At 71.2% G+C, this 19,645-nt stretch carries 16 protein-coding genes and 2 pseudogenes; 5 read left to right on the top strand and 13 right to left on the bottom strand.

Annotated features, from left to right (window positions below):
• Nucleotides 1–223: 223 nt before the first annotated feature.
• Entirely contained in the window at nt 224–1,852 is a 1,629-nt protein-coding gene (locus AV521_RS38280; protein ID WP_076095430.1) for a Stk1 family PASTA domain-containing Ser/Thr kinase, read from the top strand.
• Between the two features lie 82 nt (nt 1,853–1,934).
• On the opposite strand, the gene AV521_RS38275 is transcribed toward AV521_RS38280, so the two are convergent.
• On the bottom strand, nt 1,935–2,480 hold the full coding sequence (locus AV521_RS38275; protein ID WP_076095427.1) for a bacterial proteasome activator family protein: 546 nt from the start codon (nt 2,478–2,480) through the stop codon (nt 1,935–1,937).
• Between the two features lie 174 nt (nt 2,481–2,654).
• On the opposite strand from AV521_RS38275, the gene AV521_RS38270 reads away from it, so the two are divergent.
• On the top strand, nt 2,655–3,395 hold the full coding sequence (locus AV521_RS38270) for a hypothetical protein (protein WP_076095425.1): 741 nt from the start codon (nt 2,655–2,657) through the stop codon (nt 3,393–3,395).
• A 120-nt stretch (nt 3,396–3,515) separates the two neighbouring features.
• Here AV521_RS38270 and AV521_RS38265 read toward each other — a convergent pair whose 3' ends face one another.
• Together AV521_RS38265 and AV521_RS38260 are read right to left on the bottom strand one after the other, a co-directional pair.
• Nucleotides 3,516–4,505, bottom strand: coding sequence for an NAD(P)H-quinone oxidoreductase (locus tag AV521_RS38265; protein ID WP_076095422.1), 990 nt, complete (start codon nt 4,503–4,505; stop codon nt 3,516–3,518).
• A gap of 72 nt (nt 4,506–4,577) precedes the next feature.
• Nucleotides 4,578–5,270, bottom strand: a pseudogene (locus AV521_RS38260) (TrkA family potassium uptake protein); the annotation flags it as partial.
• Nucleotides 5,271–5,294: 24 nt separating this feature from the next.
• Here AV521_RS38260 and AV521_RS51670 point away from each other — a divergent pair.
• Entirely contained in the window at nt 5,295–5,603 is a 309-nt protein-coding gene (locus AV521_RS51670) for a hypothetical protein (RefSeq protein ID WP_256725863.1), read from the top strand.
• 721 nt (nt 5,604–6,324) lie between these two features.
• Here AV521_RS51670 and AV521_RS38245 read toward each other — a convergent pair.
• From AV521_RS38245 to pdhA, 7 genes and pseudogenes are all read right to left on the bottom strand, one after another.
• Nucleotides 6,325–6,885 (bottom strand): hypothetical protein, encoded by a 561-nt coding sequence (locus tag AV521_RS38245; protein ID WP_143658728.1) that lies wholly within the window; start codon nt 6,883–6,885, stop codon nt 6,325–6,327.
• A gap of 965 nt (nt 6,886–7,850) precedes the next feature.
• A pseudogene (locus AV521_RS38235) lies at nt 7,851–8,258 on the bottom strand (potassium channel family protein); the annotation flags it as partial.
• Nucleotides 8,255–9,604, bottom strand: a complete 1,350-nt coding sequence (locus AV521_RS38230) for a molybdopterin molybdotransferase MoeA (protein WP_076095412.1) — start codon at nt 9,602–9,604, stop codon at nt 8,255–8,257. The pseudogene AV521_RS38235 and the gene AV521_RS38230, both read right to left, overlap by 4 nt.
• The gene (locus AV521_RS38225) at nt 9,601–10,512 is read right to left on the bottom strand and encodes an NTP transferase domain-containing protein (protein ID WP_076095410.1); all 912 of its coding nucleotides are present in this window, start codon (nt 10,510–10,512) and stop codon (nt 9,601–9,603) included. The genes AV521_RS38230 and AV521_RS38225 overlap by 4 nt, the downstream gene beginning before the upstream one ends.
• A gap of 69 nt (nt 10,513–10,581) precedes the next feature.
• Nucleotides 10,582–12,063, bottom strand: a complete 1,482-nt coding sequence (locus tag AV521_RS38220) for a dihydrolipoamide acetyltransferase family protein (RefSeq protein ID WP_076095408.1) — start codon at nt 12,061–12,063, stop codon at nt 10,582–10,584.
• Nucleotides 12,063–13,067 carry an alpha-ketoacid dehydrogenase subunit beta gene (locus AV521_RS38215; RefSeq protein WP_076095405.1) on the bottom strand — a complete coding sequence of 335 codons (1,005 nt, stop codon included), beginning with the start codon at nt 13,065–13,067 and terminating at the stop codon, nt 12,063–12,065. Before AV521_RS38215 ends, AV521_RS38220 begins: the two co-directional genes overlap by 1 nt.
• A complete protein-coding gene (pdhA, locus tag AV521_RS38210; protein WP_076095403.1) occupies nt 13,064–14,218 on the bottom strand; it encodes a pyruvate dehydrogenase (acetyl-transferring) E1 component subunit alpha in 1,155 nt (384 codons plus the stop codon). Before pdhA ends, AV521_RS38215 begins: the two co-directional genes overlap by 4 nt.
• Nucleotides 14,219–14,408: 190 nt before the next feature.
• Between pdhA and AV521_RS38205 the strand changes: the two genes are divergently transcribed.
• On the top strand, nt 14,409–14,894 hold the full coding sequence (locus AV521_RS38205; RefSeq protein WP_076095400.1) for an Lrp/AsnC family transcriptional regulator: 486 nt from the start codon (nt 14,409–14,411) through the stop codon (nt 14,892–14,894).
• Between the two features lie 37 nt (nt 14,895–14,931).
• Here the strand turns inward: AV521_RS38205 and AV521_RS38200 are convergent, their stop codons facing one another.
• Both AV521_RS38200 and AV521_RS38195 read right to left on the bottom strand, forming a co-directional pair.
• Complete coding sequence (locus AV521_RS38200) at nt 14,932–15,519, bottom strand: TetR/AcrR family transcriptional regulator (RefSeq protein WP_076095397.1); 588 nt, start codon at nt 15,517–15,519, stop codon at nt 14,932–14,934.
• A complete protein-coding gene (locus AV521_RS38195) occupies nt 15,516–17,030 on the bottom strand; it encodes a 3-hydroxyacyl-CoA dehydrogenase (protein ID WP_076095395.1) in 1,515 nt (504 codons plus the stop codon). Before AV521_RS38195 ends, AV521_RS38200 begins: the two co-directional genes overlap by 4 nt.
• Nucleotides 17,031–17,190: 160 nt before the next feature.
• Here AV521_RS38195 and paaN point away from each other — a divergent pair, with 160 nt between their 5' ends.
• On the top strand, nt 17,191–18,885 hold the full coding sequence (gene paaN, locus AV521_RS38190; RefSeq protein ID WP_076095392.1) for a phenylacetic acid degradation protein PaaN: 1,695 nt from the start codon (nt 17,191–17,193) through the stop codon (nt 18,883–18,885).
• 7 nt (nt 18,886–18,892) lie between these two features.
• Here paaN and AV521_RS38185 read toward each other — a convergent pair whose 3' ends face one another.
• Nucleotides 18,893–19,642, bottom strand: coding sequence for an RNA methyltransferase (locus tag AV521_RS38185; RefSeq protein WP_076095515.1), 750 nt, complete (start codon nt 19,640–19,642; stop codon nt 18,893–18,895).
• Nucleotides 19,643–19,645 lie beyond the last annotated feature (3 nt).

Genomic DNA, 19,645 nt, shown 5'->3' with positions numbered 1-19,645 from the left:
GACCGGCCATGAAACCTCTAGCACGCGCTGTCGTGCAAATTCTGTGGACCGCTGGTACGCCCCCTGTAACGCTTGCGCGACGCTTCTTGCGCGTACGGTCACGGAACGGGCACCGAGCTTGACGTGTCAGTGCCCTGGGGCAGACTTGGCCGGGAATGACACATTCGATCAAGGCCCGTGCGATGAATGAAGGCGCCGGACGGCCAGTGGGGGACACGGAGAGATGAGCCAGGACGGCGCACACGGCCGGTATACGGGGCAGTCGCTGGCCGGCGGTCGCTACCAGCTGCGGGACCTGCTCGGCGAGGGCGGCATGGCCTCGGTGCACCTGGCGTACGACGCCGTGCTCGACCGCCAGGTCGCGATCAAGACACTCCACACGGAACTCGGCCGGGAACAGGCCTTCCGCGAGCGCTTTCGCCGCGAGGCCCAGGCCGTGGCCAAGCTCACGCACACCAACATCGTCTCCGTCTTCGACACCGGCGAGGACGATCTGGGCGGTCTGACGACGCCGTACATCGTCATGGAATACGTCGAGGGCCGCCCGCTGGGCTCGGTCCTCGACGAGGACATCCGCCAGTACGGCGCGATGCCCGCCGACAAGGCGCTGAAGGTCACCGCGGACGTGCTGGCGGCGCTGGAGATCAGCCACGAGATGGGGCTGGTCCACCGCGACATCAAGCCGGGCAACGTGATGGTGACCAAGCGCTCCGTGGTCAAGGTCATGGACTTCGGCATCGCCCGCGCCATGCAGTCCGGCGTGACGTCGATGACCCAGACCGGCATGGTCGTCGGCACCCCGCAGTACCTCTCGCCGGAGCAGGCCCTCGGCCGTGGCGTGGACGCCCGCTCCGATCTGTACTCGGTCGGCATCATGCTGTTCCAGCTGGTCACCGGGCGGCTGCCGTTCGACGCGGACTCGCCGCTCGCGATCGCGTACGCGCATGTACAGGAGGAGCCGGTGGCTCCTTCGTCGATCAACCGGTCCCTGCCGCCCGCGGTGGACGCGCTGGTCGCCCGCGCACTGAAGAAGAACCCGAACGAGCGTTTTCCGACCGCGGAGGCCATGCGCGACGAGTGCCTGCGCGTCGCCGCCTCCTTCCAGGCGGCCGCGCCGAGCATCGTGCCGGGCGCCGCGCCGACGCAGAGCGGCTCGGGCGTCGGCTCCGCGGTGTTCCCGCCGGTCGACCGGACCGCCCAGGCCGCCCCGGGTCCGGTCCAGACGCCGTACCAGCCGGGCCCGTACGGCGCGCCGCAGACGCCCGCCCCGGCGGCCTACGGTTACCCGCAGCAGGGCGGCTACCAGACGCCTCCGGCGGGCTACGGCCCGCAGGGCGTGCAGACCCCGCCGCCGTACGCGGCCGCGCCACAGCCGGCCACGCCGCCGCCCGGGCCGGGTACCGGCGGCAAGAGCAACAAGCCGGTGATCATCGGCTCGGTCGTGGTGTCGCTCGTCGCGGTCGTCGCCCTGGTCGTCGCGTTGACGATGAGCGACGGCGGCAGCGACACCAAGGGCGGCGGCGGTGGCGCGAGCGCCTCGGCGTCCTCCGACCCCGCGGGCTTCCGCGGGCCGGACCGGACCCGGGTGATCGACAAGACCAAGTGCTCGGAGCCCGAGAAGTCCTGGGACGACGAGTCCAAGATCAACCTGCCCGACTTCCGGTACAAGGACCTCAACTCCGTGAAGGCGTGCTTCCAGGCCGCGGGCTGGCAGTACAAGATCACGAAGCAGAACGACAACACCTGGGGCAAGGACACCGTCCTGGACCAGTTCCCGTCCGAGGGCACGGCCGTCGACAAGAAGAACCCGGGAACGATCGAGCTCACGGTCTCGACGGGCGACCCCGCCTGACAGCGGCCGTCTCAGGCAGCATCCGCAGGCAACAGGGAGCCCGGCACGATTGCGTGCCGGGCTCCGTTGGTTGTTCCGCCGGTTACAGGTACGGCCCGCCCGAGCGGCCGGCGGCACGGTGGTCGTCGCCGCCCTCGTGACCGGTCATGCCCGGCGGGAGCGCGCGGCGCATCTGCTCCAGCTGGGCCCGCGCGGCCATCTGCTGGGCGAACAGCGTGGTCTGGATCCCGTGGAAGAGGCCTTCCAGCCACCCCACCAACTGCGCCTGCGCGATCCGCAGTTCCGCGTCGCTCGGGGTGGCGTCGTCGGTGAAGGGCAGGGAGAGCCGCTCCAGTTCCTCGACCAGCTCCGGGGCGAGGCCGTCCTCCAGCTCCTTCACCGAGCTGGCGTGGATCTCCTTCAGCCGCACCCGGCTCGCCTCGTCCAGAGGAGCCACGCGCACCTCCTCCAGGAGCTGCTTGATCATGCTGCCGATCCGCATGACCTTGGCCGGCTGTTCCACCTGCTCCGTCACCGGGATCTCGCGGGAGTCCTCGTCCCCGTTGCCTCCGCCGAGGGCCATTCCGTCCTGGCCCACGACGAGGATCTGGGGATTCTCCGGCGACCGTTCGTTCCTCGGCATCTCCATGCCGCCATTCTCTCGCACGCGTACACCTCACCACCGTGGTGCCCCCTCATGGGGGTGATCCACCGTTTAGACCCTACGGCTCAATCTGAAATGCCCTGTTCACCATGGAATGTGAGGCTTATTTCCGTCGGCCATCCATCGATCACGACATCCGGGCTCCGGGAGGTCACCGACGTGACTCCATGGCTGCGCATCACACTCCGCTGTGTACGGCTGCTCCTCGTCCTCACGACGACCCTGCCCGCGTACGACACCGCCACCGCGTACGCCACCACCCCCGGCCCGTTGACCCCCGCGGCGCCGCCCCACCGGCACAGCCCCGCCTCCGGCAGCCGAGCCGAGCCGGAACACCTGCACCGCCCGGATCCTCCGGACCACACGAAGGCCACGCCTCACGACCCCCCGGACGGCCTCGCCCCCGATCCCGCAGACCTCGCCGATCACAGCCACGTCCAAGCCCCCCACCACAACCACCACCGCGGTTCCCGGGACTCCCCCGCCACCGACCCCTCGCTGACCCCCATGCCCACCGATTCGGCCTCCGCCTCGTACCGCCCGGCGTCGACCGTCGAGCCGACCCGTGCGGGCAGCCGGGCAGGCGAAGGACGGATGCGGCCGGGCCGGCCGGACGGGCCCGCGGCCGAGGTGGAGGGCGACCACGACCCCGTACCCACCCAGGCTCGGGGCACCGGCCGGCCGGAGGAGCCGGAGACGGCGAACCTCCCGTCCGCCACCCCGACCCCCTCGGGCGCCCCCGACCAGGCCGGTCTCCAGCCCCCCACCCGGAACACCGGCCGGCAGGACGAGACCGCCACCGAGCCGGTCCTCCAGATCCTCCCGCTGGGCAGCGGCCTGGTCCTCATCGGCCTCGGTCTGGCCCTGGCCTTCCTGGGTCTGAAACTCCGCAAGGGCTGACAGCAACAAGCGCCAACGGACCGACACTCACCCGGCAACGGCGGCCGGCAAGCGCCCCGCCCAGCCACAGCCCAGGGCCCTCACGGAGCGCCGGCACGTGACACCGCCGTACCCACGAGCTCAGGCCGCCGACGGCGTCACCAGCAGCACCTTGCCCACATGCCCGCTCGCCTCCACCACCCGGTGCCCCTCGGCCGCCTCGGCCATCGGCAGCTCCCGGTCCACAACCGGCCGCACATGCCCCCCGGCCAGCAACGGCCACACGTGCTCCCGCACCGCCGCCACGATCGCCGCCTTCTCACTGAGCGGCCGCGCCCGCAGCGAGGTCGCACTGATGGCGGCCCGCTTGCCGAGCAGCGTGCCGATGTTCAGCTCGCCCTTGACCCCGCCCTGCATCCCGATGATCGCGAGACGCCCGCTGACGGCGAGCGCCTGGACGTTGCGGTCCAGGTACTTCGCCCCCATGTTGTCGAGAATCACATCGGCCCCCGCACCCGCGGTGCCCTGCTTGATCTCGGCGACGAAGTCCTGCTCGCGGTAGTTGATGAGGATGTCCGCGCCCAGCTCGGCGCAGCGCTCCAGCTTCTCCTTCGTGCCGGCCGTCACCGCGACCTTGGCCCCGACGGCCTTGGCGAGCTGGATCGCCATGGTGCCGATGCCGCTGGACCCCCCGTGCACGAGCAGCGTCTCGCCGGGCCGCAGGTGGGCGATCATGAACACGTTGGACCAGACCGTGCAGACCACCTCGGGCAGCGCGGCCGCCCGCGTCAGGTCGACGCCCTCGGGCACGGGGAGCAGCTGCCCGGCCGGTACGACGACCTTCTCGGCGTACCCGCCGCCCGCGAGCAGCGCGCACACCTCGTCGCCGACGGCCCAGCCGGTGACCCCGGATCCGAGCGCGGCGATCCTGCCGGAACATTCCAGGCCGGGATAGGGGGAGGCACCGGGCGGCGGGGTGTAGAAGCCCTGCCGCTGCAGGATGTCGGCACGGTTGACGGCGCTGGCCACCACCTCGACCAGCACCTCGCCCTCACCGGGCACGGGATCGGGGACCTCCGCCCACACCAGCGCCTCGGGACCACCAGGTTCGGGAATCGTGATCGCATGCATGCCCGTGACGCTACTCCCCGCAGATGGCGGGTCCGGAGCAGACCCGCTCGCCCCCGGGGTCCGCAGGCCGCGTCAGTCGCGCTGCAACGGCCGGTTGTCCGAGGTGATCTGGGCACCGGGGGACGCGCGGACGATCGTGATGAGCCGGTCGGTCAGCTGAAGGGTACCGACGGCCGGGTCGTCGTAACCGAGCACCCGATGCCCGCGTACGACGCTCACCACGAGGTCGTCGGTCTCGCGCGTCCGCTTGCCCACCTCGGCGCGGGCCACCGGGCGTTCGACGAGGTCCAGCCCGCTGCCCTGCTGGATCAGGTCTTCCATGACCATGCCGGCGGCGGGACTGAGCACGGACAGGCCGAGCAGCCGGCCGGCCGCGCTGGCGCTGGTGATGACGGCGTCGGCCCCGGACTGCTTGAGCAGCGGCGCGTTCTCCTCCTCGCGCACGGCGGCCACGATCTTCGCGCTCCGGTTGAGCTGCCGGGCCGTCAGCGTGACGAGGACGGCGGTGTCGTCGCGCTGGGGAGCGACGATGATCTGGCGGGCCCTGTGCAGTTCGGCCTGTTTGAGCACGTCACTGCGGGTGGCGTCGCCCATGACTCCCGCGTAGCCCTCGGCGGTGGCCGCGTCGACGGCCTTGGCGCTCGGGTCGACCACGACCACCTGCTCCTGCTTCAGCCCCGTCGAACAGACGGTCTGGATCGCCGACCGCCCCTTGGTGCCGAAGCCGATGACGACGGTGTTGTCGCGCAAGGTGGTCCTCCAGCGCTTTCACGAAAGTACCCTACGGCTATGGACAACGACCTTGTGCAGCGCGCACGTTGGGGAGACTTAGCAGGGCAGAACTGGGCCGGTCTGGTCCGGCTGTCCTTCGAAGTGGACGAGGGCCCCGGTACCGGTGACACCCACGCCCGATCGATGATCCGCATCAGCACGGGCCTTGACGGCACCGAGATCTCACCCATGCGCGCCGCAGAAGCCCGCCTCACTCTGGGAGTTGCCGCCGCCCGCATGGGCGAGATCGAAGAAGCCATCGGCATGGGCACCAGGGCCCTGGAAGCCGACCGCAAGTCCCTCCCATCCCTGCTTTTAGTTCGCTGACGAGCTGGACAAGGAACTCTGGTCCCGGTACCCGCGAGAAGCGGCTTCGCGTGACTTCCACGAAGGAACAGGTCATAACCATCAGACGAGGCGCCGCCAGGCTCGAACTTCCGTTCTGAACCCAACTTTCCTCAACCAGCACCGATCTCAGAGAGCGGCATAGTATCGCGCTCTGGCCCTTGACCACTGGTACACCAGTAGCCGCCACAGCAGCGCGACGGTTCCGAGAAGCGGCGCCCGCGACCCGGAACCGTCATCGTGCCGACTAGTCGTTCAGGCCTCTGCGGGACGGTCTCGCCACCAGCCCCACACGGTGATCCGGTTCAAGCCGACGCGCCTCCGCGCGCAGCTCCCGCACTCCGGGATTCGAGCCCTGCGGGTGATTGCTGAAATCACGTCACCCAAGCCGATTACCCCTCGGGCGTGATGCTGACCGTGACGGCCTGGAATCTGACCTTCGAGGACTTCCCACGTCAGCGGAAGTCCCGGAAAAGGGGCGATTCTGCGCAGATCGTCAGCATTCAGCAGACGCACATCCGGGTGACCGATAAGTTCTGCGACCACGTCTTCGTCGGCACTACCCACATACGCCGAATCGATTCCGCAGACGACTACAGAGTTTCCGACCCCGTATTTCACCGTAGGGGATTCGTTTTTTCCCGAAGGTGGTTGAACGGGGACTTCTAGCCACCGCACTGCGTTCACACGCGGTTCCTCTCCGTCAGTTATCACAGCAGCCGGCGGCCCACTTGCACCACCAGGTGCAGTTGCAGGTGGCGCAGGCGGCGCATTTGACCACGCACACGCCGCACCGGCCAGCGAGACAGACGAGGAAGGAAGCCCAGTCCACTTTCGGGCAGGCGAGTGCGGCGCTGAGGCATACGCCGCCGCAGTCGCGACCGAGGCATCCGGTCAGCGCGTCCCACCAGCCATCTCGCTCCTGGAGCTGGTAGCCACTGGCGTGCACCAGTTCCTTCGCGTCGAGGAGGTCGCCCTGATGCGCTTCTAGGACGAACGCGTCCACCATCTTCAGGCTGGTTCCGGGTGCCTCGAGGACGGTCGCGCAGGCCGCCAGTTGTTCGCCACTCGCACCTGAAAAGGTCCTGGCGAAGAAGCTGCTCTTCACACTCGTGACCTGTTCCCGTGCGGCTACATCAGCAGGCGCGGGAAGCGGGGCGGACAGGTTGGTTGTGGAATCGAAGCCGACGGTCGGCCCCTCAGGCATCGCCGCATCCTGAGGCAGTCGAAGCCGGCTCGGTATGGCGTCGATCAGGGCATTCATGCTGGGCTCGGTTCTCGCGTGGCGGTGCCACTCCGCTGCGGCCGCCTGAGAATTGTGCACCTCAAACGTTGATGACTTAACCGTCGGGGTTGACGTCATTTCTTCGTCCCTTCGCGTTGGCGTCCCGGGAAAGCCGAGTCGGATTTCCCGATGAAATCCAGGTTGCGCAGGGATGGTCGTGTCCGCAACTCAAGAACTCGTCCGTCAATCCGCTTGCTTGGCACCAAAAAGCTTGCAAGTTATGTAGTGCATGATGAATGCCGTGAAAGAAGAAGGGACCGTTCCTGTAACGGCTCGACTCACTTACGGGACGCTGGTTAATCTGCGCGATCTGTTGAATCAGGAACGGAAGCGGCGGATCGCCTTAGCGGCTGAGTCCAGGTGGAGCACAGAACGGCTCAGCCGCCGTCTCGCCACCGAGGTGCGATGGGCTTGGCGCCAGAGACTCACGGCCATACGGCGAGAAGGCGAACTGCTGGACACGCTTGATGCTTTGGTCACCTTCGGTGTCCGGCAGGAGCTGAGGGAACGAGGCTGGGACCACCCGTGGCCGGCTTACCCGTCCCGAGCCCGGAATGCAGGACGCTGGCCGGGATCGAAAGAAGGCGGCTATCCAGAGAAGCTCACCTTCCGAATTCCGGCAGGCCTGGAAAGCCAGGTACGGGCAGCATGTTGGCACACGTCAGCGAGGGCGATCTACGAACTACAGGACTGGCAGGACCGGTATCGGCTCATGCTGTCGAAGCGGCAGTGGGCCCCTGCAAGCCTGGAGCCCGCGCTCGATGTGTACGACCGCCTCGCCGCCAAGGTCACAACTACTGGGGCAATTTGGCGGGGTGGAGTCCGCAGAGGGATAGAGGCCGCAGCCCGGCTGTGTGCCACTGCCCCGAGACCCGCGTAGCTTGCCCCTCAGTGCTGGACGTACAGCCGAGCCGGGCTGTGGCGCATCCAGCAAACCGTTGACTCCAGCGGTTCAGGCGCCATTCCTCCCGGGTGCGTTCGGTGAGGACTTCCAGCGTGGTGCCGACCAGGATGATCAGGAACAGCACGCGCAGGGGCGTGATGACGAAGATGTTGGTGAGCCGGGCGCCGTCGCCGACCGGGGTGATGTCGCCGTATCCGGTGGTGGAGAGCGTCACGGTGGCGTAGTAGAAGGCGTCGAGCAGGTCCACCGAGTCGTCGGCGTTGTCGTGGTAGCCGTCGTGGCCGGCGTAGACGACCAGCGCGGTGGCGACCAGCACGAGCAGGGCCATGAGCAGCCGCTTGACGACCTGGCGGATCGGGCGCTCCACCACTTTCTTCGGGAGTTTCACCCGATGGGTCACCAGATCGCCCGCCTGGCGGGCGATGGCGTCATGGCCCGGAAGTTTCACGTGAAACACACCTCGATCCCCGCGGCTGCCCACGGCAGGTCCAGCAGCTCGGTCTCCTCACCCTGTCCGGCACCGCCGGGCGGTACGACGGCGAGCGCGTCGGCGGCTGCGATCCCGCGGAGCATGGCCGGACCGTTGTAGTGCAGCGGCACGGCCCGGTCACCGCGCAGCACCACGGGGACGAGCCGGGTGTCGTGAGGGTGTCCCTGGATCGCCTCCTTGAGCGGCAGTGTGTACCGCTCGGGGGCCGGGTGGGCGGCCAGGGTCCGCAGCAGCGGCTCGGCGAGCGTGAGCAGGCCGGAGACGGCGGCGAGGGGGTTGCCGGGCAGGCCGACGAGGTGCTGGGTGTCCTTGGTACGGGCCAGCAGCATGGGGTGGCCGGGGCGCACCTTGACGCCGTCCACGAGGAGTTCGGCGCCGATGCGTTCCAGGACGGGATGGACGTGGTCGACGGGTCCGCCCGCGGTGCCGCCGGTGGTGACGACGAGGTCGGCTTCGGAGCCGGTGACGGCCTGGTGCAGGGCTTCGGCGTCGTCGCCGATCCGGCGCACGGCGACGACCTCGGCGCCGAGCGCGCGCAGCCAGGGCGGCAGCATGGGGCCGAGCGCGTCCCGGATCAGCCCGTCGTGCGGCAGGCCCTCGGTCAGCAATTCGTCGCCGAGGACGAGGACTTCGGCACGCGGACGCGGTACGGCGGTGACGGTGTCGTATCCGGCCGCCGCGGCGAGGCCCAGGACGGCGGGCGTGACCACGGTGCCGATGGGCAGCAACTGGTCGCCGCCGCGGCACTCCTGGGCGCGCGGGCGGATGTCCTGGCCGTGCGCCAGCTCCCGGGTGGCGTGGAGCCGGCCCTGTGCGTCGGTGCGGCCGTGCTCGCTGCGCAGCACGGCGGTGGTGTCGGCGGGGATGCGGGCGCCGGTGGCGATGCGGACCGCCTCGCCGTCGGTGAGCGGCTCCGGCTGTGCGTGCCCGGCGAGCACGCCCTCGTCCCGTACGTCCCAGGGGCCGGGCCCAGCGACCGCCCAGCCGTCCATCGCGGAGGTGTCGAAGGAGGGCAGATCGGTCAGCGCGTCGAGTGAGGCGGCCAGGACGAGACCGAGGGCGTTGCCGAGCGGCACGGTGACGGGGGCACGGCGAGCGCGGGCACGGGCGGCGCGGGCGGCGATCTCACGGGCCTGGCGCCATGGGATGGCCCGGTGCTCCTCACCGTGTGCTTCGGGCTGCGGTACGGGCACCTGTCCCGGTTGGTCGTCCTTGGCTTCCCTCACGAGGGCCAGGGCCTCCTCGACATCGAGGTCGTCGCTGTCCTCGGCGGGCGCTGCGGCCCGGGTTCCGGGGGCGGTCATCCGGCGTCCGGGGCGCTCGGGCCCCCGCTGTTCTCTTTCCCGCCCCCGTTGTTCTCTTCCTCCCAGCGCAGCGCGAGCGCGGCCGCCTTGCGGGCGGCCTCGGCGACCGCCTCGGGGCCTCCGCTGCCCTGCGCCGCGGCATAGCCGACGAGGAAGGTGGTCAGCGGGGCGGCGGGCCGGGCCACGCCGTGCGCGGCGTCACGGGCCAGGTCGAGCAGGGCGCCGGTGTCGACGTCCAGTTCGATGCCCAGCTCGTTCTTGACTGCGGAGATCCATTCATCCAACACGTGCCCATGCTCCCTGATGCGTGCCCTGGCGTTGACGAGGTCGTCCCAGGTGTCGCAGTCGAAGGACGCGAGCGGGTCCGGGACGCGGGTGAGGCTGAGGGCGCCGGTCAGCCGGCGCAGGGGCAGTCCGGTCAGGCCGTCGGGCCCGGCGGCGAGGGCGGCCAGTTCGCGGCGGAGCGCGGCGGTGCGGTAGGCGGCCACGAGCGGCTGGTCACGGCCGTCGGCGTCGGTGAGCAGCGCGCCGTCGGCTCCGGTCTCACGCAGGACCGTCAACAGGCGCCGCAGTGTGGCCGGTTGGAGAAAGGGCAGGTCGGCGGAGAGGACGACGGTGTGCTCGGCGGTGGTGAGCCGCAGGCCGGCGGCCAGCGCGGCAACCGGTCCGGCACCGGGCGGCTCCTCGCGCGTCCAGCGCACCGGTCGTGCGGTGGACCGCCGATCGGCCACCACGACGGTGGTGCCGGCGCCCGCGCAGGCCGCGAGCACCCGGTCGATGAGCGCCCGGCCCCCGACCCGCAGACCGGGCTTGTCGGCCCCGCCGAGCCGCCGGGCGGCGCCGCCGGCCAGCACGACGGCGTCGTACGGCACAGGCGTCCCGGTGGCCACGGGGGCGTTGTCGCTCATTCCCCGAGTATGTCCCCAGGGGCCGCGCCTGCGGCGTCCGCGGGGCCCTCCTTCCGGGCCCCGCGGGGGTCACAGCGTGCGCAGGAGCACCGTCGGCTGCTCCACGCAGTCCGCCACGTACCGCAGGAAGCCGCCGGCCGTGCCGCCGTCGCACACCCGGTGGTCGAAGGTGAGCGAGAGCTGGACGACCTGACGCACCGCCAGCTCCCCTTCGTGCACCCAGGGCTTCGGGACGATCCGGCCGACGCCGAGCATGGCCGCCTCGGGGTGGTTGATGATCGGTGTGGAGCCGTCGACACCGAAGACCCCGTAGTTGTTCAACGTGAAGGTACCGCCGGTGAGTTCCCCGGGCGTGAGCGTCCCGGTTCGGGCGGCCTCGGTGAGCCGGGCGAACTCGGCGGTCAGCGACTCGGCGTCCCGCGCGTGGGCGTCCCGGACGACCGGCACGACGAGCCCGCGCTCGGTCTGCGCGGCGAACCCGAGGTGGACGTGGTCGAGCTGGACGACCTCGCGTGCCTCGGCGTCGACGTACGAGTTCAGCTCGGGGAACCGGGCGAGCGCGGCCGTGCAGATGCGGGCGAGCAGCGCGAGGAGCGAGATCTTCGCTCCTCCGGCGGCGTTCATCGCGGCACGCGCGCGCATGAGTTCGGTCGCGTCGGCGTCGACCCAGCAGGTGGCGTCCGGGATCTCCCGGCGGCTGCGGGAGAGCTTGTCGGCGACGGCACCGCGCACGCCCTTGAGGGGGACGCGGATGCCCGCGGCGCGCGCGGCCGAAGAGGTGGGGGCGGGCGAGGGCGTGACGGCGGAGGCCGCCGCACCGGGTGCCTCGGCCGTACGGCTGCTCTGGGCGGCCTTGTCCCGCAGGACGTGCTCGACGTCCGCGCGCAGGATCAGCCCGTCCGGGCCCGAGCCCGCCAGCTGCCGCAGGTCCACGCCGCCCTCACGGGCGAGCCTGCGCACCAGCGGGGAGATCACGGGCACGGGGCCTTCGGCATGGAGTGCGGCCACGGGCGCGTGGGCCGCACCAGAGGCGGCCAGGGTCCCGTTCTGCCGCGCCGTTCCGGCGGATGCCACGGCCGCGCTCCCCTGCCCGGCCGGGCTCGCCCCGGACGACCCGCTCGCGGCGGGGGTGCCGTCACCGCCGGTCCCGTTCGCGTGGGGCGTGCAGTCGCCCCCGGTCCCGGCGTTCGCGCCGCGAGCCGCCACCGGGGCCGGCCGTACCCGTCGGCGGCGCGAGGGCGCTTCCGAGGTGCCGTATCCGACCAGGACGTTGCCCGATCCCCCGGCCTCGCCGGGGGGAGCCGCCGGTCCCACCGCGACGGTCAGCAGCGGTGCGCCGACCGGCAGTTCGTTGCCCTCCTCGCCGAAGCGGGCGGTGACCACCCCGCCGTAGGGGCAGGGCACCTCGACCATCGCCTTGGCCGTCTCGACCTCGACGACCGGCTGGTCGACGGCGACGACGTCACCGACCTGGACCAGCCAGCGGACGATCTCCGCCTCGGTGAGTCCCTCGCCGAGGTCGGGGAGCCTGAACTCCAGCACCTGTGCCATCAGCCCTCGGCCTCCCACTGCAGGCGGGCCACGGCGTCCAGGATGCGGTCGACGCCGGGCAGATGGTGCCGCTCCAGCATGGGCGGCGGGTAGGGGATGTCGAAGCCGGCCACGCGCAACACCGGCGCCTCCAGGTGGTGGAAGCAGCGCTCGGTGATCCGGGCCGCGATCTCGCCGCCCGGCCCGCCGAACCCGGTGGACTCGTGGACGACGACCGCGCGTCCGGTGCGCCGCACGGCGGCACAGACCGTCTCGTCGTCGAACGGCACCAGTGAGCGCAGGTCGACCACTTCCAGGTCCCAGCCCTCGGCCTGCGCGGCCTCGGCGGCCTCCAGGCAGACCGGCAGGGAGGGGCCGTAGGTGATGAGCGTGGCACTGCGGCCCGGGCGCCGGACGACCGCCCGTCCGATGGGCTCGACATCCGTCGGATGCTCGGGGTTCCAGGTGTCCTTCGACCAGTACAGCCGCTTGGGCTCCAGGAAGACGACCGGGTCGTCGGAGGCGATGGCCTGGCGCAGCAGGCCGTAGGCGTCGGCGACGGTGGCGGGCGTGACGACGTGCAGTCCCGGCGTGGCCAGGTAGTAGGCCTCGGAGGAGTCGCTGTGGTGCTCGACGCCGCCGATGCCGCCGCCGTAGGGGACGCGGACGGTGATCGGCAGGGGCATCCTGCCGCGGGTGCGGTTGCGCATCCGGGAGACATGGCTGATCAGCTGCTCGAACGCCGGGTAGGCGAAAGCGTCGAACTGCATCTCCACCACCGGGCGCAGGCCGTACATGGCCATGCCGACGGCGGTGCCGAGGATGCCGGCCTCGGCGAGCGGGGTGTCGGTGCAGCGGTCCTCGCCGAACTCCTTGGTGAGGCCGTCGGTGACCCGGAAGACACCGCCGAGGGTGCCGACGTCCTCGCCCATGACGTGCACGGCGGGGTCGGCGGCCATCGCGTCACGGAGCGCGCGTGTCAGGGCCTGCGCCATGGTGGCGGGCTTGACGGCGACGGTGGTCATCGGGCGCCGCCTTCCGGCTCGCCGTGCTGCTCCTGCTCGGCTTCCAGCTCGGCCCTGAGCAGGGCGCGCTGTTCGCGCAGTTGGGCGGTGGTCTCGGCGTAGACGTGGTCGAAGAGGGCCATGGGGTCCAGTTCGGGGTCGCGGTTCATGCGGTCGCGCAGATCGGCGGCCATCTCCTCGGCGTCCTGCCGGGCGGCCTCGATGGCGGCCTGGTCGAGCAGCCCTCGCGCGGTCAGGTCCGCTTCCAGCAGCTCGATCGGGTCGTGGGCGCGCCAGGCCTCGACCTCGGCGTCTCCGCGGTAGCGGGTGGCGTCGTCGGCGTTGGTGTGGGCGTCCATCCGGTACGTCACCGCCTCCACCAGGGTCGGGCCGCCGCCAGCACGCGCGTGCCGAACCGCGTCGGCGAGGACCTCGTGCACAGCCGCCGCGTCGTTGCCGTCGACCAGCCGGCCCGGCATGCCGTACCCGACGGCCTTGTGGGCCAGGGAGGGCGCGGCGGTCTGCTTGGCGAGCGGGACGGAGATCGCGAAGCCGTTGTTCTGGACGAGGAAGACGACGGGCGCCTGCCAGACGGCCGCGAAGTTCAGCGCCTCGTGAAAGTCGCCCTCGCTGGTGCCGCCGTCGCCGACCAGGGCGAGCGCGACCACGTCGTCGCCCTTGAGGCGGGCGGCGTGCGCGAGACCGACGGCATGCGGCAGCTGGGTGGCCAGCGGGGTGGAGAGGGGGGCCACACGGTGGGTGCCGGGGTCGTAGCCGTTGTGCCAGTCGCCGCGCAGCAGGGTGAGGGCCTCGACGGGGTCGACGCCCCGGGCGACGACGGCGAGGGTGTCGCGGTAGCTGGGGAAGAGCCAGTCGTGTTCCTCCAGGGCCAGGGCGGCGGCGACCTCGCAGGCCTCCTGGCCGGTGCTGGAGGGGTAGACGGCGAGGCGGCCCTGTTTGGTGAGCGCGGTGGCTTGCGTGTTGTAGCGGCGGCCGCGCACCAGCTGGGCGTAGAGCCGGCGCAGCAGGTCCGGGTCGGCCTTGGCGGCCGCCTCGGTGCCGAGGACGCGATAGGGCTCGGCGTCGGGCAGCAGCGGCGCGGGGTCCATACGGGGCTGCCAGGCGGGCGGCGGGGATGGCCGGTACGCGCCCCGCTGCTCCATGACCGTCATGACGGCACCTCCTCGTGGGAGCGGCTACGGGAGGCGCGACGGCTGTGAGGCGCCTCACCAACCGATTGTTCGGTCGTCGGCACATTTTGGCTACAGGCCCCTCCGGGCTGTGGACAAACGGTTCTCCACAGCCTGGAATGAATGCAGGACGTCCACGGCGAGGGAGCGGGGGGCAATGGCAGCTGAACAAATGGCCGACGGACCGCAGGACGGTGTCCCGCTGCCGCCGCCGCGTCCGCTGGACGCCATCGATCAGGACATCCTGAAGATCCTCCAGTCGGACGGCCGCGCCTCGATACGGTCCGTCGCCGAACGCGTCCATGTCTCGCGCGCCAACGCCTACGCGCGCATCAACCGGCTCGTCGAGGACGGTGTCATCCGCGGCTTTCGCGCGCGCGTGGACCACGAGCGGGCGGGGCACGGCACATCGGCGTACGTCACGCTGAAGATCGTCCAGAACACCTGGCGCACGGTCCGCGAGCAGCTCAGGCAGCTGCCCGGCGCCTCTCACATCGCTCTCGTGGGCGGCGACTTCGATGTGCTGCTGCTGGTGCACACGCCCGACAACAGGGCGCTGCGCGAGCTGGTGCTCACCCGGCTCCAGGCGATCCCCGAGGTGCTCAGCACCCGCACACTGCTGGTGTTCGAGGAGGAGGACCTGGAGCCGGAGGCGTGACGAAAGGCGTGACGAAAGGCGTGCCGGCGGCCTGATCTCAGCCTTGCTTGAGGCCTGCGAAGACCAGCTGGACCACCGCGTCGGCCACCTCGCGTTCGCCGACGCCCCGCGGGTCCGGCCGGTACCACTCCACGATCGAGTTGATCATGCCGAAGACCAGCCGGGTGGCCAGGCGGACCTCGACGTCGCCGCGGACGTCCCCGTCGGCCGCCGCGGCCTTCAGCAGTTCCGCGACCCGGTGGTCGAAGTCGCGCCGCCGCTCCAGCGCCCACCGCTCGGTCGCGGTGTTGCCGCGCACCCGCAGCAGCAGCGTCACGTACGGCAGCTCGCGTATGAGCACCTCGACCATGCGCCGCACCACGTGCTCCAGCCGGTCCACGGCACGCCCCACGCACGCGTGCTCCTCGTCCAGGATGGCGAACAGGCCGTCCAGGGCGCGGCTGACGGCCCGGCGCAGGAGCTCCTCCTTGCCGCTGACGTGGTGGTAGATCGACGACTTGGAGATCCCGGCGGCCTTGGACAGGTGTTCCATGGAGGTGCCGTCGTAGCCGCGCTCGTTGAAGACCTGGACGGCCACGGAGAGCAGTGTCTCGGGTGTGTACGTGTCGCGCTTGACCGTGGTCATGAGGTGCTCTCCCGCTTGTCGATGGCGTACGCGTGGCGGTAGAGCGCGAGGGAGGGCGCGTAGCGTCCGGAGGGGTCGCGCTCGTGCATCTCGTCCAGGACGTCGAAGGCGAACGCGCGGCCGAGCCTGCGGTCCCACTCGAACGGGCCGAGCGGGTAGTTCACCCCGAGGCGCATGGCCGTGTCGATGTCCTCCTCGGTGGCGACGCCCTTGGCGACGGCGTCATGGGCGAGGTCGATGATCCGGGCGACCGTACGCGCGACGATCATGCCGGGGGCGTCGCCGATCACGCTGACGTCCTTGCCGAGGGCCTGGAACAGGCCGGTGGCCTCGGCGAGGGTCTTCGGCGAGGTGTCGTGGCAGGCGGACAGGGCGATGCGGGTGGCCGCGCGGTAGTCCAGGGCGAGGTCGAAGTAGACGACGTCCCTGAACTCCACGCAGGTCTGCCCGTCGGCGAGGACCAGCTGGCCGCCGCTCGGCAGGACCAGGCGGGTGCCGTTGTCCTCGTCCTCCTCGCGGACCGGGATGCCCGCCTCGCGGACCAGCGTGAGCAGCTCGGCCGCGGGGCCGAGGCCGCCCTCGGCCACGACGTAGGCGGGCGGCTGCTCCTTGTCGGCGGTGTGTGGTTCGGGTCCCTCGGCGCCTTCGGTGTGGTCGTACCAGCCGTGCCCGGCCTTACGGCCGAGGCGGCCGGACTCCACGAGCCGGCGCTGGGCCAGGGACGGGGTGAAGCGCACGTCCTGGAAGAAGGACTGCCACACGGAGTGGGTCACCGACTCGTTGACGTCCTGCCCGATCAGGTCGGTCAGCTCGAAGGCGCCCATCCGGAAGCCGCCGCACTCGCGCAGGATCGCGTCGATGGTGGCCGGGTCGGCGGCCTGGGCCTCGTAGACCGCGAAGGCCTCGGCGTAGAACGGCCGGGCGATCCGGTTGACGATGAAACCCGGGGTGTCCGCGCAGGCCACCGGGGTCTTGCCCCAGGCGCGGGCGGTCTCGTACGCGCGCGTGGCCGACGTGACGTCGGTGGCGAACCCGGAGACGACCTCGACCAGCGGCAGCAGCGGGGCCGGATTGAAGAAGTGCAGGCCCACGAAGCGGCCGGGATGGCGCAGGGCACCGCCGATGGCCGTCACCGACAGCGAGGAGGTGTTGGTGGCGAGCAGGCAGTCCTCGGCGACGATGTCCTCCAGCTCGCCGAAGAGCTGCTGTTTGACGTCCAGCCGCTCCAGGACGGCCTCGACGACCAGTCCGCAGTCCGCGAGGTCGGCAAGGCTCTCCACGGGCGCGAGGCGAGAGCGGGCCGCGTCCCGGTCGGCGCCGGTGATCCTGCCCTTCTCCGCAAGCCGGTCGAGGCGGGCGCCGATCGCCGCGGCCGCGTCCCGGGCCCGCCCGGCGACGGCGTCGTACAGCCGCACGGGATGGCCCGCGACCAACGCGACCTGGGCGATGCCCTGGCCCATGGTGCCGGTGCCGACGACGGCCACGGGGCTGCTGAGGTCGAGTGCTGTCATGTGCGCGATCCTCCCGCACGACGTTTTCCACAGATGCGGCGGACCCCCTTGTCCCGACCGATCGTTCGGTTACTCTAGCTCTGACTGCCCGAAACCGCGCCACTTTCTTCCCAGGTTGTGAACTCGACGGCGAGTTCTCCAGACGAGGAGTTGGTCCCGCATGGCCGCCGAACTGACCGCCCACGCTCTGATCGCGAAGCACCGGCCCACCCTGGACCAGGCACTGGAAGCGATCCGCACGCGCGCGTACTGGTCACCGCATCCCGAGCATCCGAAGGCCTACGGCGAGAACGGCAGCCTGGACGCGGCGACGGGCAAGGCCGCCTTCGACGCCCTGCTGGGCAACCGCCTCGACCTCGCCGACCAGCCCGGCATCGACGACTGGGTGGGCGACGAGGTCTCCCCGTACGGCATCGAGCTGGGCGTGACCTACCCGCACGCGGACATCGACGTGCTGCTGCCCGCGATGAAGGCCGGCCAGCGCGCCTGGCGGGAGGCCGGCGCGGAGCTGCGGGCCATGGTCTGCCTGGAGATCCTGAAGCGGATCAGCGACCGCACCCACCAGCTCGCGCACGCGGTCATGCACACCAGTGGACAGGCGTTCATGATGGCGTTCCAGGCGGGCGGCCCGCACGCCCAGGACCGCGGCCTGGAGGCGGTGGCGTACGCGTACGCGGAGCAGGTCCGCACGCCCGAGACGGCCGAGTGGTCCAAGCCGCAGGGCAAGCGCGACCCGCTGGCCCTCACCAAGCGGTTCACGCCGGTCCCGCGCGGTCTCGCCCTGGTCATCGGCTGCAACACCTTCCCGACGTGGAACGGCTATCCGGGCCTGTTCGCCTCGCTGGCGACCGGCAATGCGGTCCTGGTCAAGCCCCATCCGCGCGCGGTGCTGCCGCTTGCCCTCACCGTGCAGATCGCGCGCCAGGTGCTCGCCGAGACGGGCTTCGACCCGAACCTCGTGGCGCTGGCCGCCGAGCGCCCCGGCGAGGGCATCGCGAAGGCCCTCGCGACCCGCCCCGAGATCCGGATCATCGACTACACCGGGTCGACGGCCTTCGGCGACTGGCTGGAGGCCAACGCCCGCCAGGCGCAGGTCTACACCGAGAAGGCCGGCGTCAACACGGTGATCGTGCACTCCACGGACAACTACAAGGGCATGCTGTCGAACCTGGCGTTCTCGCTGTCCCTGTACAGCGGCCAGATGTGCACCACCCCGCAGAACCTTCTCATCCCGCGCGACGGCATCCGTACCGACGAAGGCCCCAAGACCTTCGACGAGGTCGCCGCCGACCTCGCCCGCGCGGTCGACGGGCTCCTCGGCGACGACGCGCGCGCGAACGCCCTGCTGGGCGCGATCGTCAATCCGGACGTCAAGGCCCGTCTGGAGGCCGCCGCCGGTCTCGGTGAAGTCGCCCTCGCCTCACGGGAGATCAGCAACCCCGAGTTCCCGGGCGCGGTCGTGCGCACCCCGGTCGTCGTGAAGCTGGACGGCGCCAAGCCGGACGACCAGGCCGCCTACATGAGCGAGTGCTTCGGCCCCGTGTCCTTCGCCGTCGCGGTCGACTCGGCCGCCGACGCGGTGGAGCTGCTGCGCCGCACGGTCCGTGAGAAGGGCGCGATGACGGTCGGCGCCTACACCACCGACCCCGAGGTCGAGCAGGCGATCGAGGAGGTGTGTCTGGAGGAGGCGGCCCAGCTGTCGCTCAACCTGACCGGCGGGGTGTACGTGAACCAGACCGCCGCCTTCTCCGACTTCCACGGCTCGGGCGGCAACCCGGCGGCGAACGCGGCCCTCACCGACGGCGCGTTCGTGGCCAACCGCTTCAGGGTGGTGGAGGTCCGCCGGCAGGCGTAGCGGCAGCTCAGGAGGGTGCGCCCCCCGTGGCACTCCAGTGGTACAGCGTCATCGCCACGCTGGTGGCGAGGTTGTAGCTGGAGACCTGGGGGCGCATCGGCAGCGCCAGCAGGTGGTCGGCACGCGCGCGCAGCTCGGCCGACAGGCCGCTGCGCTCCGAGCCGAACGCCAGGACGGCGTCGTCGGGGAGCTCGGTGCCGCGGATGTCATCGCCGTCCGGGTCGAGGGCGAACAGGGGCCCGGCGGGCAGCTCGTCGACGCCGAGGCGTTCCACGGCGGTCGCGAAGTGCAGGCCGGCGCCGCCGCGCACCACCGTGGGATGCCAGGGGTCGAGCGTGCCCGTGGTGACCACGCCGGTCGCCCCGAAACCGGCTGCCAGCCGGATCACGGCACCGGCGTTGCCCAGGTTGCGGGGGTTGTCCAGGACCACGACGGGCGCGCTGCGCGGGGTGCGGGCGAGCGTGCGCAGGTTGGCCTCGCGCGAGGGCCGTACGGCGAGCGCGGCCACGCCGGTCGGGTGCGGCCGCGGCACGAGCGAGGCGTACGTCTCCGCGGACACCTGCGTGAGCAGCGCGTCCAGCGCCTCCCGTACGTCACCGGCGAGTTCCTCGGCGAGGGCGAGCGCGGCGGCCCGGTCGGTGGTGACCGCCACCGGGACCTCGGCCCCGAAGCGCAGCGCGTGCTTGAGGGCGTGGAAGCCGTCGAGCAGTACGGCGTCATCGGCGTGCGCGCGCCAGCGGGGCAGCGGGTCGGTCATGCC

This window comes from Streptomyces sp. IMTB 2501, assembly GCF_001953885.1.
Classification (GTDB): Bacteria; Actinomycetota; Actinomycetes; order Streptomycetales; family Streptomycetaceae; genus Streptomyces.
The sequence above is the reverse complement of the archived record's forward strand: the minus strand, read 5'-3'. Positions and strand labels throughout refer to the sequence as shown.

Coding starts and splice junctions, on each gene's coding strand:
- AV521_RS51670 (WP_256725863.1), top strand. CDS start 5,295: ATGGACAACGACCTTGTGCAGCGCGCACGTTGGGGAGACTTAGCAGGG.
- AV521_RS38280 (WP_076095430.1), top strand. CDS start 224: ATGAGCCAGGACGGCGCACACGGCCGGTATACGGGGCAGTCGCTGGCC.
- AV521_RS38230 (WP_076095412.1), bottom strand. CDS start 9,604: ATGACCGCCCCCGGAACCCGGGCCGCAGCGCCCGCCGAGGACAGCGAC.
- AV521_RS38225 (WP_076095410.1), bottom strand. CDS start 10,512: ATGAGCGACAACGCCCCCGTGGCCACCGGGACGCCTGTGCCGTACGAC.
- AV521_RS38220 (WP_076095408.1), bottom strand. CDS start 12,063: ATGGCACAGGTGCTGGAGTTCAGGCTCCCCGACCTCGGCGAGGGACTC.
- AV521_RS38185 (WP_076095515.1), bottom strand. CDS start 19,642: ATGACCGACCCGCTGCCCCGCTGGCGCGCGCACGCCGATGACGCCGTA.
- AV521_RS38205 (WP_076095400.1), top strand. CDS start 14,409: ATGGCCGACGGACCGCAGGACGGTGTCCCGCTGCCGCCGCCGCGTCCG.
- paaN (WP_076095392.1), top strand. CDS start 17,191: ATGGCCGCCGAACTGACCGCCCACGCTCTGATCGCGAAGCACCGGCCC.
- AV521_RS38245 (WP_143658728.1), bottom strand. CDS start 6,885: ATGAATGCCCTGATCGACGCCATACCGAGCCGGCTTCGACTGCCTCAG.
- AV521_RS38275 (WP_076095427.1), bottom strand. CDS start 2,480: ATGGAGATGCCGAGGAACGAACGGTCGCCGGAGAATCCCCAGATCCTC.
- AV521_RS38215 (WP_076095405.1), bottom strand. CDS start 13,067: ATGACCACCGTCGCCGTCAAGCCCGCCACCATGGCGCAGGCCCTGACA.
- pdhA (WP_076095403.1), bottom strand. CDS start 14,218: ATGACGGTCATGGAGCAGCGGGGCGCGTACCGGCCATCCCCGCCGCCC.
- AV521_RS38200 (WP_076095397.1), bottom strand. CDS start 15,519: ATGACCACGGTCAAGCGCGACACGTACACACCCGAGACACTGCTCTCC.
- AV521_RS38195 (WP_076095395.1), bottom strand. CDS start 17,030: ATGACAGCACTCGACCTCAGCAGCCCCGTGGCCGTCGTCGGCACCGGC.
- AV521_RS38265 (WP_076095422.1), bottom strand. CDS start 4,505: ATGCATGCGATCACGATTCCCGAACCTGGTGGTCCCGAGGCGCTGGTG.